Source organism: Acidisphaera sp. L21 (genome assembly GCF_009765685.1).
Taxonomy (GTDB): domain Bacteria; phylum Pseudomonadota; class Alphaproteobacteria; order Acetobacterales; family Acetobacteraceae; genus LMUY01.
The window spans coordinates 13,351-27,699 of sequence record NZ_LMUY01000131.1 but is presented as its reverse complement, the minus strand read 5'-3'; the positions used below and the strand labels follow the sequence as shown (position 1 = coordinate 27,699).

Here is a 14,349-nt window from a genome sequence, read left to right as displayed (position 1 = left end):
CCGACCTACCGGTCATTCACAACGGCATCGTGCAGGCGCCGACGACGCCCGGCCTTGGAACCGCACTCGCGGCTGGTCTGCGCAGCCGGGCTGACGCGACGGTTCGCATCAGCGGCGCGCCACGGGGCTGATGATGTCGCTCACCAAACTGGCGCCGCGGATCGGCCGGGTCCGCTACGGCATCCTGGCCATGTTGTTCGCCGTGACGGTGATCAACTATGCGGACCGGGCCACCCTGTCCCTGGCTGGTCCGGCGATGATGAAGCAGTTCGGTCTCAGCCCCGTCTCGCTCGGCATCGTCTTCTCTGCGTTTGCCTGGACCTACATGCTGGGCCAGGTCCCAGGCGGGTGGCTGCTGGATCGATACGGCTCCAAGATGGTGTATTTCGCCAGCATCATGGTCTGGTCGTTGTTCACCCTGCTGCAAGGCGGGATGGAACTCGTCGCGGCTACGGCCGTGGTGCCGGTGCTGTTCACTCTGCGGGCGCTGGTCGGCCTGGCAGAGGCACCGTCTTTTCCCGCGAACAGCCGGATCGTTGCTGCCTGGTTCCCGACGGCGGAGCGCGGCACTGCCTCGGCCATCTTCAATTCCGCTCAGTATTTCGCGACCGCCCTGTTCGCCCCGATCATGGGCACCGTCGTCACCCTGCTGGGCTGGCCGTCGGTGTTCTATGTCACGGGAGCCTTTGGCGCCGTGCTCGGGCTGCTGTGGCTGGTCATAATCTACGACCCGGCGGACCATCCCCGTGTTGGCCTGGCAGAACTGAGCCACATCCAGGGTGGTGGAGCATTGGTGGAGATCGGCGAGACATCGCCGGGCGAGCCAACGGAGACATGGACCCAGGTCAAGCAGTTGATGAGCAGCCGGATGTTTCTTGGCATCTGCATTGGCCAATACTGCATCTCGGTGCTCACCTACTTCTTTCTCACCTGGTTCCCGGTCTACCTCGTGCAGCAACGTGGCATGTCGATCCTCAATGCCGGCTTCGTCGCGTCGATCCCGGCCCTGTGCGGGTTCGCCGGTGGCGTGCTGGGTGGTTTGGCCTCGGACTGGCTGTTCCGCCGAGGCATGTCGCTCACCTGGGCACGCAAACTACCGATCGTTGCCGGCCTCCTGATGTCCACTGCGATGATCGCCTGCAACTACGTGGATACCCAATGGCTGATCGTCGCCATCATGGCCGTTGCATTCCTGGGCAAGGGGATCGGGGCGCTGGGTTGGGCCGTCGTGTCGGACATCGCGCCGCGCCCGCTGATTGGTCTGTGCGGCGGCATCTTCAACATGTTCGGCAACGTGTCGGGTATCACCACACCGATCGTCATCGGCCTGCTGGTGCAGAGCAGCGGTTCGTTCGACGGCGCGTTGATCTTCGTTGGAGCCAATGCGGTTGTGGCTGTCCTCAGCTACGTATTGATCGTGGGCGATATCAAGCGCCTCGAAGTGTAACCACGATAGGGCCAGCGCTGCCTACTGACGCTTCCAACCAGTGTGATCGAGCGGCCGCTGCCACATCGTCCGGCTCTAAAAAAATCGTAATGCCAATTCTCCGCGATTATGGCTTACGGTTTGGGTTAGCGGCGATCCTGTGTTCTTCTTCGACATGGGGCGTTGTTCATCGCAGAGGTCTTGTAAATGATCGCCATCGTGCGGATTGCACTTCGACGGCCTTACACCTTTGTCGTTTTCGCGCTTTTGATCATGATCTTCGGCGTTGCGGCAATTATTCGCACACCTGTCGACATTTTCCCAAATATCGGCATTCCGGTTATCAGTGCTGTCTTCAACTATAGCGGGCTTCCGCCGGATGGCATGGCGGGCCGGGTCGTCTCGATCTACGAGCGTTCGCTTACCACCACAGTCAACGATATCCAGCATATCGAAAGCCAGTCTTTGGCTGGCTACGGCATCATCAAGATATTCTTCCAGCCGCAGGTCGACATTAATACGGCGCTAGCGCAAGTCACCGCTCTGTCGCAGACCGTTCTCAAGCAGATGCCTGCAGGAATCACACCGCCGATTATCTTGGCCTATAACGCGTCGAGCGTGCCAATACTCCAGTTGGCCTTGTCGAGCGATAAACTATCACAAACTAGCCTGAACGATCTCGCGCAGAACTTCATCCGGCCGCAGATCACGACGGTGCCCGGCGCCGCGATCCCGGCCCCCTATGGCGGTCGGGTTCGGCAGATCGAGATCGACCTCAACCAGCAGGCGCTCCACTCCTACGGCCTCTCCGCACAAGACGTGGTCTCTGCCCTATCATCGCAAAATCTGATCACCCCGACGGGGACGGAGAAGATCGGCAAGCTCGAATACACCGTCGCCCTGAACGATGCGCCGCTGCGGATCGACGAGTTTGGGAACATGCCGATCAAGTCGGTGAACGGCACCGTCGTCTACATGCATGACGTGGCGACGGTGCATGACGGCAGCCCGCCGCAAACCAACGTGGTGGAGATGGATGGCAAGCCCGGCGTCCTCATGACGATCTTGAAATCCGGCTCCATCTCCACGCTGTCCATCATCGACGGGATCAAGGCGCTATTGCCGCAGGTATCGCAGATCCTGCCGCCCGGCGTCGAAATCCGCGCCGTCGGGGACCAATCGACCTTTGTGAAGGAGTCGGTGACCGCGGTTCTGCGGGAAATGGGGCTCGCCGCCGGCTTGACGGCGCTGATGATCCTGCTGTTCCTCGGGAGTTGGCGTTCCACCGTCATCATCACGGTCTCGATCCCGCTGGCGATCCTGGCCTCCGTGGCGGCGCTGTCGCTGTTGGGCGAGACGATCAACGTGATGACCTTGGGTGGGCTCGCGCTGGCAGTGGGCATCCTGGTGGACGATGCGACCGTCACAATCGAGAACATCAACTATCACCTGGAACACGGCAAACCAATCGAGACCGCGATCATGGATGGCGCGCAACAGATCGTCGTGCCGGCGACGGTGTCGTTGTTGTGTATCTGCATCGCGTTCGTGCCGATGTTCGGGCTGGGTGGTGTCGCCGGATTCCTGTTCCGCCCCCTGGCCGAGGCGGTCGTGTTCGCGATGATCGCGTCCTACGCATTGTCGCGGACCTTGGTGCCGACCATGGCGAAGTTCCTGCTGGCCGGGGGCGCCGGGCACGCTGCGCATGGCGAGGTGACGCGCAGCCGCAATCCCCTCAAACGCTTCCAACAGGGGTTTGAGCGAGGTTTCGAAGCACTCCGCCGCGCCTATCAAGGGCTGCTCGAACTCGCGCTGCTCAATCGAAAGTGGATGATCAGCGGTTTTCTCGCCGTCACCATCGTCTCGTTCGGGCTCGTCCCCTATCTGGGCCGGAATTTCTTCCCCGACATCGATTCTGGTGAAATCAAACTTCACGTCCGGGCGCAGACGGGCACGCGGATCGAGGAGGTGAACCGCCTCGTCGATCAGGTCATGAACACGCTACGCGGGCAGATCCCGCCGAGCCAGCTGGCTGGCATCGTCGCCAATATCGGTTTGCCGATCAGCGGGATCAATCTCGTCTACGGCAACTCCGGCACGGTCAGCATCGCCGATTCGGATCTGCTGATCACCCTGAAGGGCAATCACCCGCCGACACCACAGATCGTTCGTATGCTGCGCGAGCGGCTGCCGAAGCTTTACCCCGGCACCACCTTCTCGTTCCTGCCAGCCGATATCGTGACCCAGATCCTCAATTTCGGGGTGCCCTCGCCAGTCGACATCCAGATCGTCGGCAATGACATCGTTGGCGAGCGCCAGTATGCCGATGAAATGTTAAACCAGGTGAGGCGTATCCCGGGCATTGCGGATGCCCGCATCCAGCAGGCATTCCAGGGTCCGACGCTCAACGTCGCCCTGAATCGCACCATGGCAAGCATGGTCGGGCTGACGGAGACGGCAGCAGCAACCAGTATGTTGGACACACTGGCCAGCAGCAGCCAGACCGCCCCGACCTACTGGCTCAACCCGGTGACTGGCGTGTCATATCCGGTCGCGATCCAAACCCCACAATATCACATGGATACGCTGGGCGAACTCAGGAATTTGCCGTTGACCGCGAATGGCACCACGCAGTTGCTAGGTGGCCTCGCAACCGTGACGCCGGGCCCCGGCAGCGCCGTCAACTCCCACTACAACACGCGGCCGGTGATCGACATCTACGCGACACCGCAGGGCAGGGACCTCGGCGCCATTGCGGCCGATGTCGACAAGGTCCTGCAGACGACGAAGAAAGACCTGCCGCGCGGCGCCACGGCCGCCATGCTGGGCCAAGTCACGACGATGACCAGCGCGTATCAGCAGCTGTATAGCGGGCTGGCTTTTGCCATCGTTTTAATCTACCTGCTGATCGTCGTGAACTTCCAGTCTTGGTTGGATCCGTTTGTGATTGTCATGGGTCTGCCAGCAGCGCTTGCCGGGATCGTTTGGATGCTATTCTTGACGCATACGACCCTATCGGTGCCGGCCTTGACTGGTGCCATCATGTGCATGGGTGTGGCGACCGCAAACAGCATCCTCGTCATCAGCTTTGCCCGCGAACGGCTTGCCGCGGGATTGGATGCGATGACGGCCGCAATGGAAGCCGGTAGCACGCGGTTCCGCCCGGTGCTTATGACCGCGCTGGCAATGATCATTGGCATGGCGCCGATGGCCCTGGAGCCGGGACAGAACGCGCCGCTCGGCCGTGCCGTGATTGGTGGCCTGATCTTTGCTACTTGTGCTACACTATTCTTCGTGCCGACGGTCTTCAGCCTGGTGCACTCCCGCGATCATTTGAAACGCCCAGTCGCCTCCGATCATCCTGCCGGTCTCCCAACCCACGCCTGACCACGGAGTCTGCATGACACAGGACATCAAGCCCAAGTCGCATAAAGGCCGCCTCGCCCTGGTCGGGTCCGTCATTCTGGTCGCGGCAGTGGCCGCCGTCGTTGGCGGCATTACCTCCCGGGCGGAGAGCGAGCAAACTCTGGAGGTTTGGACGAATGCCCAGGCCGTGCCCACGGTCGCGGTCGTTGCGCCCGAGGCCAATAAGGGCGTTCAGGATCTTACGCTGCCAGGCACGATACAGGCGTTCTTAACCGCGCCGATCTATGGCCGGGTTGGCGGCTACGTGAAAAAATGGAACTTCGATATCGGCGCGAAGGTCCAGAAAGGCCAGGAACTGGCTGAAATCGATGCGCCAGACGTCGATCATCAGCTTATGCAGGCCCAGGCAGCGCTTGCCAGTGCTGTTGCGGCGGAGAAACTGTCCGCCGTCACTGCCGTGCGGTGGCACGCTTTACTAGGCTACCAAACAGTGTCCCAGCAGGCCGCGGACGAGAAGGTCACCGACGAACAAGCCAAGCAGGCTGCCGTCCAGGCGGCCCAGGCGGATGTCGGCCGATTGCAGGCGCAGGCGGGATTCGAGCACCTCATCGCGCCGTTCGACGGCGTCGTGACCGCGCGTTCGACCGACGTCGGCAACCTGGTCAATCCCGGCAGTGCCTCCGGTGTGGCATTGTTCCAGGTGTCCGACCTGCACAAGGTTCGCATCTACGTTCAAATGCCGCAGGGCTTTGCGGGCGTGTTGAAGCCGGGTCTGGAGGCATCTCTCGCTTTGCCGCAATACCCGGACAAGACCTTCGAGGCGACACTGGTCGCAACCTCCAACTCCTTTTCCGAGGCGTCGAGGACCGTCATGGTCGAACTCCAGGCCGATAATCCGGATGGCAAGCTCTGGCCCGGCACCTATACCGAGGTGATGTTCCACGTTCCTGCCGATACCCGCATGTTGCGTGTGCCGTCGACTGCCCTGGTGTTCGGGCCGCATGGTATGCAGGTAGCCACACTCGGCGGCGATAACAAGGTGCTGTTCAAGCCCGTGAAGCTCGGGCCGGATCTTGGGAACGAGGCTGAGATCCTGGCGGGCATCACGCTGACAGACCGCGTGATCCTCAGCCCGCCTGAATGGCTGAGCGACGGTGACGTCGTGCAATTACCCGACGCTGCGACGGCGGCCGCGATGAAAGTTGCCGACCAGACAACTCCCGTCCCCAGCCCAAAGTAGGACCGCAGCCGTAGCGGTGGTTGATTCGACGTGGCACCAGTCCAAGCGTATGCGCCTGCGGAGGCGATGATTGCCTGTCGTGGGAGCCTACGGTCTCCCACGACATCGGCGTCGGCGTCCTGGTTAAAGCACTTGCGGCTCGATGAGAATCATCGGCCGGATAAGAATGCTCGCCCACACAAGATCTATAGCAGATTTCGTGCTTCTATCAGCACGAAATGTGCGCGAGGTTAGGGGATCGGCGTAAATTTGATGGCGCTGATCGGCTGAACATGCTCCTCGCGCGTCATCTTGAATTCCGTGTCCAGGCCGAGCCACTTGGCCCACATGGCGTCGATCTCGCCCGTCTTATCCATTTCCATCAGGGCCGCGTTGACTTTCTCCGCTAGGACGGACTCCCCCTTCTTCATGCCGATCGCCACCGGCTCCAGCAGCATCGGCTGGCTAAGCATCTTCAACTCGCTGCCTGCTGTCTTGGATTGGTTGACGAGCTTTGTAATGGTCATCGTGTTGGCAACCATCCCGACTGATTTGTTCTGCTGCAGCGCCATGTAGGCCGAGCCGGTATCCTGAAACGTCACCGGCTCCGACCCATTCAGGGTAATCGATAACTCGGAGGTCGACCCCTTGGCGGAACTGAGTCGCTTGCCCTTGAGCTCGGTCGGGCTGGACGCGCTGTTGCTGGCCTTCACCGCCAGCATCTCCTTCGCCACGTAGTAGGAATCGCTGAACTGGATCTGATCAGCGCGGCTCGTTGTGTAGGCGAGGTTGGCGATCGTCACGTCGACCCGGCCCATCTGGACCTCTGGCACCCGAGCCTCGACCGAAAGCGGGGTTACGGCGGCAGTCAGGCCAAGGTGCTTGGCGAGCGTCTTGCACATATCGACGTCGAAGCCGACCATTTCGCGGGTTTTCGGATCGGGTGCTGCGAAGGGCGGCACGTCGGCGAAGGTGCCACATTTCAGCGTCTTGCGCTGGACGATGTCTTGCCAGGCATCGGCATGGGCGGGAAGCGCCGATACCCCCAGGCAAACGCCAAATGTGGCGAAGATCGCGATCGGCTTCTTTGTCAAGTCGGTGACTCCCTCATAAAATAATAAGCGGTGACTCAGTGCGAGCGCAGATCGGACAGGAAGCGCTGCGCCCGGGGGTGCTGCGGCGCGTTGAAGAAATCCCGTGGTGCGGCGGTTTCCAGGATTTTCCCGGCATCCATGAACCAGACACGATCGGCGACTTCGCGGGCAAAGTTCATCTCGTGCGTTACGCACATCATGGTCATGCCCTCATCCGCCAGGCCGCGCATCACAGCGAGCACCTCGCCCACCATTTCCGGGTCTAGTGCGCTGGTTGGTTCGTCGAACAGCATCGCCGGCGGCTCCATCGCCAGGGCGCGAGCGATGGCGACGCGCTGCTGCTGGCCACCGGATAGCTGCGCCGGGTAAGCGCCAGCCTTGTTGGCCAGGCCAACACGGTCCAACAACTGCATCGCTTTCTCTCGTGCCAGGCCGCGCTTCATCCCGTGGATGCGCATTGGCGAAAGGGTAATGTTCTCCAGCACCGACAGATGTGGGAACAGGTTGAAGCTTTGGAACACGAAGCCGATCCGGCTCCGCAGACGGTTCAGTTCCCGGCTGGTGTTGGTTCGAGATTGGACGTCATGGCCGTCAAACAGCAATTGCCCAGACTTAATATTCTCCAGCCGATTGACGGTGCGGATTAGCGTTGACTTGCCAGAGCCCGACGGCCCGCATACCACAACGACCTCCCCCTTCTTCACCTCTGCAGTGATGTCATTCAAGGCGTGGTAGTTGCCATACCATTTATTGACCTGGGAGAATTGGATCATGAAACCTCTCCTACGGGCGCAGGTCCTTGGGCCGCGGGCATCACCACGCCATCGATGATCTGCGGCGCGACGCCCCCGCCCAGCCGCCGTCGAGCGATGCGGCGTTCTACTTGGTGTGCCAGAGCAGTTAGGGTGAAGCACACCACAAAATAGGTGATCGCGAGAATGAAGAAGACCTGGAACGGCTTGGTCAGCAATTGGTTGTTGATCTGGTTTGCCGCGAAGGTCAGTTCCTGCACGTTGATCACGTAACCCAGCGTAGTGTCCTGGATGGTTGAGATGAACTGGCTGAGCATGCTCGGCAGCATGTTATAGAGTGCCTGGGGCAGGATGATGTGACGCATGGCCCGGACATAGCCGTGGCCGAGCGAACGTGCGGCCTCGGTCTGTCCGTTCGGCAAGGCTTGGATGCCGGCGCGAACCACCTCGGACAGATAGGACGCCTCGTAGAGCACGAGTGTACAGATCATTGTGGCAAAGCCCGAGACGTTTTGACCCAGCACCAGAGGTAGCAGGAAATAGGTCCACAGAATGATCAGAAGCAGCGGCACGCCGCGCACGATGTAAACCAGAGCCGTGACCGGCCAGCGCAGCCAGGCCCAGGGCGACAATCGCGCCAACGCCAAAGCCACGCTGACGGGAAATGCCAGCAGGATGCCGACGACCGACAGGATCAGCGTCGCTGCGATGCCGCCCAGCGGGCCATAAGGATACTGCCCGATCAGCAGCAGCACCCAATTGTCCCGGACGATCTCAATAAGGTCGAGCATGCCTATCGCGCCGCCGCCAGGCTGTAGCGCCGGGCCAGCATCGCGCCCAACCCCATCAGCACAAGAGACGTGCCGAGGTAAAGCACGGTTGCCACGGTGTAGACTTCGAACGTGCGAAAGCTGCGGCTCTCGATCTCGCGGACCATATGCGTCAGCTCGGCAACACCGATCGCCATCGCCAGGCTACTGTTCTTGAACAGCGAGATGGTGTGGTTCACCAGGGCCGGGATGGCGTTGCGAATTGCCTGCGGCAGAATCACATACCGCATCGAGTTGACGTAGCTGTGTCCTAATGCACGCGCCGCCTCTGCTTGCCCTGTGGGGATGGCACGCAGGCCGGACCGCATGTCTTCGCTGAAATACGCCGCCTGGCAAAGACCGAGCGCAATGATGGCGAAGATGGCCTCGCCATTATGATCAGTCAGCCACTCCTGCATCGCGTCTGGCAGAAGGTTTGAAATGCCGAAATACCACAGCATGAGTTGCACCAGCGTCGGCACGTTCCGGTGGTAGGACACGTAGACCGCCACCGTGCGCTGGGCGAGGCGGGAGGGCGTCAACCGCACTGTCAGCAGAACCAATGCCAGGGCCATCGCCACCAGCCAGGACACTCCGGCGACGATGAAGGTCAGCTCGATGCCCTTGATGAGCATCGCCCGGAATTCCGGATTGGCGAGGATGACGCTGAGGTCGAAGCCCTGCATCAGGTCGGGTCGGGCCGCATGGTGGACAGGCCGCCCGGCACCTGCAACGTCGGCATGATCTCGATATGGCCGATATTCACCGCAACCGGGGCGGCAATGGCGAAGGCGATGGCGTCGGCAATGTCGGAAGCCTGCGGTAGCGCGAAACCTTCGACGAAACGCTCGTAGGTTTCCTTCGAATCACCATGCACGTGGGCGAAGATGTCGGTGGCCACTCGGCCAGGACAGATCTCCGTCACGCGGACCATCTTGCCGTAAAGGTCGATACGCAACTGGCGCGATAGCATGTGCACCGCCGCCTTGGTCGCGTGGTAGGTGGTGTTGCCGCCGAAATGATAGGCCGCGGCAATCGAGCTGATGTTGACCACGTGTCCACGATTGCGGTCCGCCATGCCCGGCACCACCAGCCGCGTCAGTTGCAGCACCGCGCGCAGGTTCACGTCCACCAACAGGTCGATACCCTGCGCGTCCGCCTTCAGAATCGAACCTGGCCGGTCCACGCCTGCATTGTTGACCAGAATGTCAAACGGGGTTTGCTGTGCCAGTGCGGTGATGCCGGCCAGGTCGGTGACATCCAGCACGTGCGGGATGCAGCCGGTGCGGTCGGCCAAATCCTGCAGCGGGGCGGCGCTTCGCGCCACGGCGTGGACTGTCAATCCCTCCCGACAGAGCCGTTCGACGACGGCGGCGCCGATCCCGAAGGAGGCGCCCGTCACCAGAGCCGTCTTGTAGTCGGAAAGGGGCATTCGCGGTCCTAATCGGCTATCTGTTTACGACATGGTCATCATGTCGGGCGCGCTGCTTTTGCGCCAAGACGATTTGCGTGTGGGACGATAAGGCTCGCCTATGCCGCGCCGCCCTGCCGGGACAGCGGCACGATCGTGCCTCCTGAATCCTGCACCACGGTGCGCACGGTGCGGGCCAACGCCACGGCGCCCGGCGTGTCGCCATGCAGCAGGATGGAGCAGGCCGGCATCTCCAGGATCTTGCCGGTATAGGTCACCACCGTGCCGTCCGTTAGCAGGCGGTGCACCCGGGCCAACACGGCGTCGGCGCCCTTGATGACGGAATTCGGCAGTTTGCGCGGCACCAGCAGGCCGTCATCGCCATAGGCACGATCGGCCAGGAAACAGGCGGCGATCCGCACCCCGTTCGCGGCTGCAGCGTCCTCGATGGCCCGGCTGCTGGAGGTCAGGATGGTCAACGCCGGGTCAAACCGCGCCACGGCCCCGACCAAAGGGCCGGCTAGCGCCGGGTCCGCCGCCGTCATGTTCCCCAATGCGCCGTGGAAGCTCATATGCGTGACGCGATGGCCGGCTGCCTTCGCAATGCCAGCCAGGGCGCCGAGTTGGTAAATGACGATGCTGGCCAGTTCGGCGGTGTCCATCTGCATGACCCGGCGGCCGAACCCCTGACGATCTGGAAAGCCGACATGCGCACCGATATCGGCACCACGCGCCAGGGCATCCCGCACTGTGCGGTCCATGATGGCCGGATCGCCGGCGTGGAACCCGCACGCGACGTTGGCGGAGGAGACCAAGTCCAGCAGGGCCTCGTCCTCACCCATGCGCCAGAGGCCATAACCTTCGCCAAGATCTGCGTTCAGGTCGATCTGCATCATGTTTCCCTCACCGGAGACGAACCACTGGGGTGCCGAACCCAACCATGGCGCCGTCGGCTGCCAACACGCTGTCCACCACGCCATCCCGCGGCGCCTGCACCGCCAGCAACAACGAACCGATTTGCATCAGGCCGAGCGGATCGCCGGCTTGGACCTGCTGGCCCGGCGGTGCCAGCGGTGCCTGCTGCAGTGGATGCGCGTGCCGGAACACGCCCACGGTTGGGGCGCAAACATCATCGCCACCTGGCGTCCCCTTGGGTGCCACCATTGGCGCAACCATGGGCGAGATGGCCGACGATAAGCCGTCCCGAAGCAGGCGGAACGAGCCCTCCGCGGTGGTCAGTTCCAGCAGGCCGATACTAGTTCCGGCAAGTAGGCTCGCCAGATACCGCACCTGTTCGGCGGGGGAATCGCTTGCCACCGTCACATCCTCCGCAGATCGAGCAGGCGCTTCGCTTCGTCCAGCCAGGCGCGATTGGCGTCCAGGGCGGCCACTGCCTGATCCCAATCCGTCTTCAAGAATCGAATGAAACTGCCGATGGGGGCTTGGCCTAGGCGCCAGAGATCGGCCTCGATCACCGTACCGAATTTGGGGTAGCCGCCGGAGGGTTGCGCATCGCTCATCTGCACGATCGGCTGGCCGCCGGGGGGCACCTGAAGCACGCCCGGCACGATGCCGTGGGACAGCATCTCGACCGGTTCGGTGAAAACCAGCTTCTCGCCGGCCAGGCGATAGCCGTAGCGGTCGCTCTGGGCCGTGATCTTCCAGGGGTTGGCCCAGAACGCGTCGCGCGACGCCTCGGTAAAGCAGCCATATTCCGCCGCGGGCAGCACCCGCACCGCGGGCAGATCGTCCACGAGTAACGGTAGATCGAGGGCAGGGGGGGTCAGGCCGAATCCGACCGGGCAGTCAGGGGAGCCAGCACGCAGCATGTCACCCGCGCGCAGGGCCCGGCCCTCATGCCCGCCGAACGCGCCGCGAAGCTGGGTGCTGCGGGAGCCCAATACCTCCGGCACATCCAACCCGCCAGCCAATGCAAGGTAGGCACGACTGGAGCGGGAGGCGCGCTGGGGCAGGCCCAGCACAAGCTCCTGTCCTGCCAGGCCGCGATGCGTCCACCAGGGCAGCAGGGGCCGCCCGTCCAGTTTGGCCGCGCAATCGGCGCCCGTGAGTGCAAAGCAACACGCCTCGGTGAACCGCACGGCGAACGGGAAAATCGGGATTTCAATCGCCGCGGCATTCTCTTCATTGCCCAGCAGCAGGTTGGCCGCCGCCAACGCCATCGTATCCATCGCACCGGCCGTGCCCACGCCGTAGCGCAGGCTGCCGCGGCGGCCGCCATCCTGTACGGTCGCCAGGCCGCCGGTCGTGGTGATCTCGATCATCGGATCACCCTCTCGACGTGGAACCGAATGGCGTCCCCGGGCTGCAACAGGGCGGGCGGCGAGCGCGCCGGATCGAAGAAGCACATCGACGTGCTGCCGATCGTGTTCCAGCCGCTAGGGCCGTCCGAGGCCGACACGCCGGTCTGACTGCCGCCGATGGAGACCGCCCCGCCGGGGATGCGCATCACCGGCACCCTACGCCGGGGCGTGGTCAGCCGTGGATCCATGCCGCCCAGGTAGCAATACCCAGGATGGCTACCGAGCGCGTAGACGGGATAGACCGGCGCTGCATGAAGTTCGACCACCTCATCCACGCTTAGCCTGGTATGAGCGACGACATCGGCCAGATGTGGGCCGCTTTCGCCGCCATAGACGACAGGCAAATCGATCACCCGCCCCTGCTGTTGCAAGGGTTGCCCGTTGCCCCATGCATCCCGCAGCCGTGCCTCCATCGGCGCCAATTGCCGCGGCGGATGAACGAAGCTCAGCATCAGGCTGTTCATGCCGGGCACCGCCTCGCGAATTTCCGGCCACGTCTCCGCCTCGGTGGCCAGCGCCCAGATACGCTCCTGTGATGCGAGTGCAGCCGGGCCCGGCGCCTCGAACAACAATGCAGTGGTACCAAGCGGGCTGATTCTCATGCAACCGCCCTCGCAGCCAACCAACGCTCCAGGTGGTGGATGTCCACCCCGCCGGCGGTAAACCCGGAATCGTCCATGATCTCCCGGTGCAGGGCGAGGTTGGTGGCAATGCCGCCGACCTGCATCTCCGCCAGCGCCAGCCGCATGCGGTCCAGCGCATCCGCGCGGGTGGCGCCGTGCACGATCAACTTGGCGAACATCGAGTCGTAATAGGGTGACACGCGATAGCCGGCGCCTGCATGGCTATCCACGCGCACGCTGAAGCCGCCGGGCAAAACCCAGTCGGTAATCCAACCCGGTGCAGGCGCGAAACTGCGCGGATCCTCCGCATTCAGCCGGCATTCGATGGCGTGGCCGGTGCAAACGATATCAGCCTGGTGCAGCGACAAGCGCTCGCCCCGGGCAACGCGGAGCTGTTGCTGCACGATGTCGATGCCCGTGGTCATCTCCGTCACCGGGTGCTCGACCTGGAGGCGGGTGTTCATTTCGATGAAATAGAACGCGTCGTTTTCGTAGAGAAACTCGAACGTGCCGACGCCGCAATATCCGATCTGCCGACACGCCTCGGCACATCGCTCACCTACCGCGGCGACCTGAGCGACGGGGATACCGGGGGCCGGCGCCTCCTCCACCACCTTCTGGTTGCGCCGCTGTAGCGAGCAGTCGCGGCTGCCGAGCCACAGCGCGTTGCCGTGACTGTCGGCCAGCACCTGGATTTCCACATGGCGGGGGTGGGAAAGGAATTTCTCAATGTAGACCTCAGCATTGCCGAAAGCGCGGCGCGCCTCTTCCCTCGTGACGGCCAGGGCGTCGATCAGCGTTGCCGGCTCGTGAACCACGCGCATGCCACGGCCGCCGCCGCCGCCGGCTGCCTTCACGATGACGGGATAGCCGATCGCGTCGGCAATGGCGTGAATAGCCGCCGGGCCGCTGGGCAGCGCCTGATCGGGGCCGGGGACACAGGGCACGCCGGCGGTTCGCATCGCCCGCTTGGCTGCGACCTTGTCGCCCATGGTGCGGATGCACTCGGCGCTTGGTCCGACGAAGACCAACCCAGCGGCCTCCACCCGGGCGGCAAACCCGGCGTTCTCGGACAGGAAGCCGTAGCCGGGATGGATGGCCTGCGCCCCGCTGATTTTCGCGGCGAACAGGATCGCGGCCTGGTTCAGGTAGCTCTGTCCCGGGGCGGGTGGCCCGATGCACAGCGCTTGGTCGGCAGCCTGCAAATAGGGCGCGTCGGCATCCGCCTCGGAATACACCGCGACAGTGCGCAGCCCCAGACCGCGGCAGGCGCGCTGAATGCGGAGGGCAATCTCGCCACGATTGGCGATGAGGACGGTGTCGAACAT

Annotated in this window: 13 protein-coding genes; 3 read left to right on the top strand and 10 right to left on the bottom strand. The window is 62.9% G+C overall.

What is annotated here, in order from left to right; all coding sequences use genetic code 11:
* Nucleotides 1-133 precede the first annotated feature (133 nt).
* The 3 genes from GSQ76_RS24255 to GSQ76_RS24245 all read left to right on the top strand — a co-directional run bounded on the left by GSQ76_RS24255 (nt 134) and on the right by GSQ76_RS24245 (nt 6,032).
* Nucleotides 134-1,447, top strand: a complete 1,314-nt coding sequence (locus tag GSQ76_RS24255; RefSeq protein ID WP_272482688.1) for an MFS transporter — start codon at nt 134-136, stop codon at nt 1,445-1,447.
* 186 nt (nt 1,448-1,633) lie between these two features.
* Nucleotides 1,634-4,813 carry an efflux RND transporter permease subunit gene (locus GSQ76_RS24250; protein ID WP_158746677.1) on the top strand — a complete coding sequence of 1,060 codons (3,180 nt, stop codon included), beginning with the start codon at nt 1,634-1,636 and terminating at the stop codon, nt 4,811-4,813.
* A 13-nt stretch (nt 4,814-4,826) separates the two neighbouring features.
* The gene (locus GSQ76_RS24245; protein ID WP_158746676.1) at nt 4,827-6,032 is read left to right on the top strand and encodes an efflux RND transporter periplasmic adaptor subunit; all 1,206 of its coding nucleotides are present in this window, start codon (nt 4,827-4,829) and stop codon (nt 6,030-6,032) included.
* A 230-nt stretch (nt 6,033-6,262) separates the two neighbouring features.
* On the opposite strand, the gene GSQ76_RS24240 is transcribed toward GSQ76_RS24245, so the two are convergent.
* The 10 genes from GSQ76_RS24240 to accC all read right to left on the bottom strand — a co-directional run bounded on the left by GSQ76_RS24240 (nt 6,263) and on the right by accC (nt 14,349).
* Nucleotides 6,263-7,105 carry an ABC transporter substrate-binding protein gene (locus tag GSQ76_RS24240; RefSeq protein ID WP_158746675.1) on the bottom strand — a complete coding sequence of 281 codons (843 nt, stop codon included), beginning with the start codon at nt 7,103-7,105 and terminating at the stop codon, nt 6,263-6,265.
* 35 nt (nt 7,106-7,140) lie between these two features.
* Complete coding sequence (locus GSQ76_RS24235) at nt 7,141-7,878, bottom strand: amino acid ABC transporter ATP-binding protein (RefSeq protein WP_158746674.1); 738 nt, start codon at nt 7,876-7,878, stop codon at nt 7,141-7,143.
* Nucleotides 7,875-8,612 (bottom strand): amino acid ABC transporter permease, encoded by a 738-nt coding sequence (locus GSQ76_RS24230; protein WP_216851275.1) that lies wholly within the window; start codon nt 8,610-8,612, stop codon nt 7,875-7,877. Before GSQ76_RS24230 ends, GSQ76_RS24235 begins: the two co-directional genes overlap by 4 nt.
* 38 nt (nt 8,613-8,650) lie before the next feature.
* Nucleotides 8,651-9,352, bottom strand: coding sequence for an amino acid ABC transporter permease (locus tag GSQ76_RS24225; RefSeq protein WP_158746672.1), 702 nt, complete (start codon nt 9,350-9,352; stop codon nt 8,651-8,653).
* Nucleotides 9,352-10,098, bottom strand: coding sequence for an SDR family oxidoreductase (locus tag GSQ76_RS24220; protein ID WP_158746671.1), 747 nt, complete (start codon nt 10,096-10,098; stop codon nt 9,352-9,354). Before GSQ76_RS24220 ends, GSQ76_RS24225 begins: the two co-directional genes overlap by 1 nt.
* Before the next feature lie 98 nt (nt 10,099-10,196).
* The gene (locus GSQ76_RS24215) at nt 10,197-10,973 is read right to left on the bottom strand and encodes a LamB/YcsF family protein (protein WP_254070609.1); all 777 of its coding nucleotides are present in this window, start codon (nt 10,971-10,973) and stop codon (nt 10,197-10,199) included.
* Between the two features lie 7 nt (nt 10,974-10,980).
* Nucleotides 10,981-11,394, bottom strand: a complete 414-nt coding sequence (locus GSQ76_RS24210; protein WP_216851274.1) for an acetyl-CoA carboxylase biotin carboxyl carrier protein subunit — start codon at nt 11,392-11,394, stop codon at nt 10,981-10,983.
* A 2-nt stretch (nt 11,395-11,396) separates the two neighbouring features.
* A complete protein-coding gene (locus GSQ76_RS24205) occupies nt 11,397-12,359 on the bottom strand; it encodes a biotin-dependent carboxyltransferase family protein (RefSeq protein ID WP_158746670.1) in 963 nt (320 codons plus the stop codon).
* Complete coding sequence (gene pxpB / locus GSQ76_RS24200; protein WP_158746669.1) at nt 12,356-13,000, bottom strand: 5-oxoprolinase subunit PxpB; 645 nt, start codon at nt 12,998-13,000, stop codon at nt 12,356-12,358. The genes GSQ76_RS24205 and pxpB overlap by 4 nt, the downstream gene beginning before the upstream one ends.
* A complete protein-coding gene (gene accC, locus GSQ76_RS24195; RefSeq protein ID WP_158746668.1) occupies nt 12,997-14,349 on the bottom strand; it encodes an acetyl-CoA carboxylase biotin carboxylase subunit in 1,353 nt (450 codons plus the stop codon). The genes pxpB and accC overlap by 4 nt, the downstream gene beginning before the upstream one ends.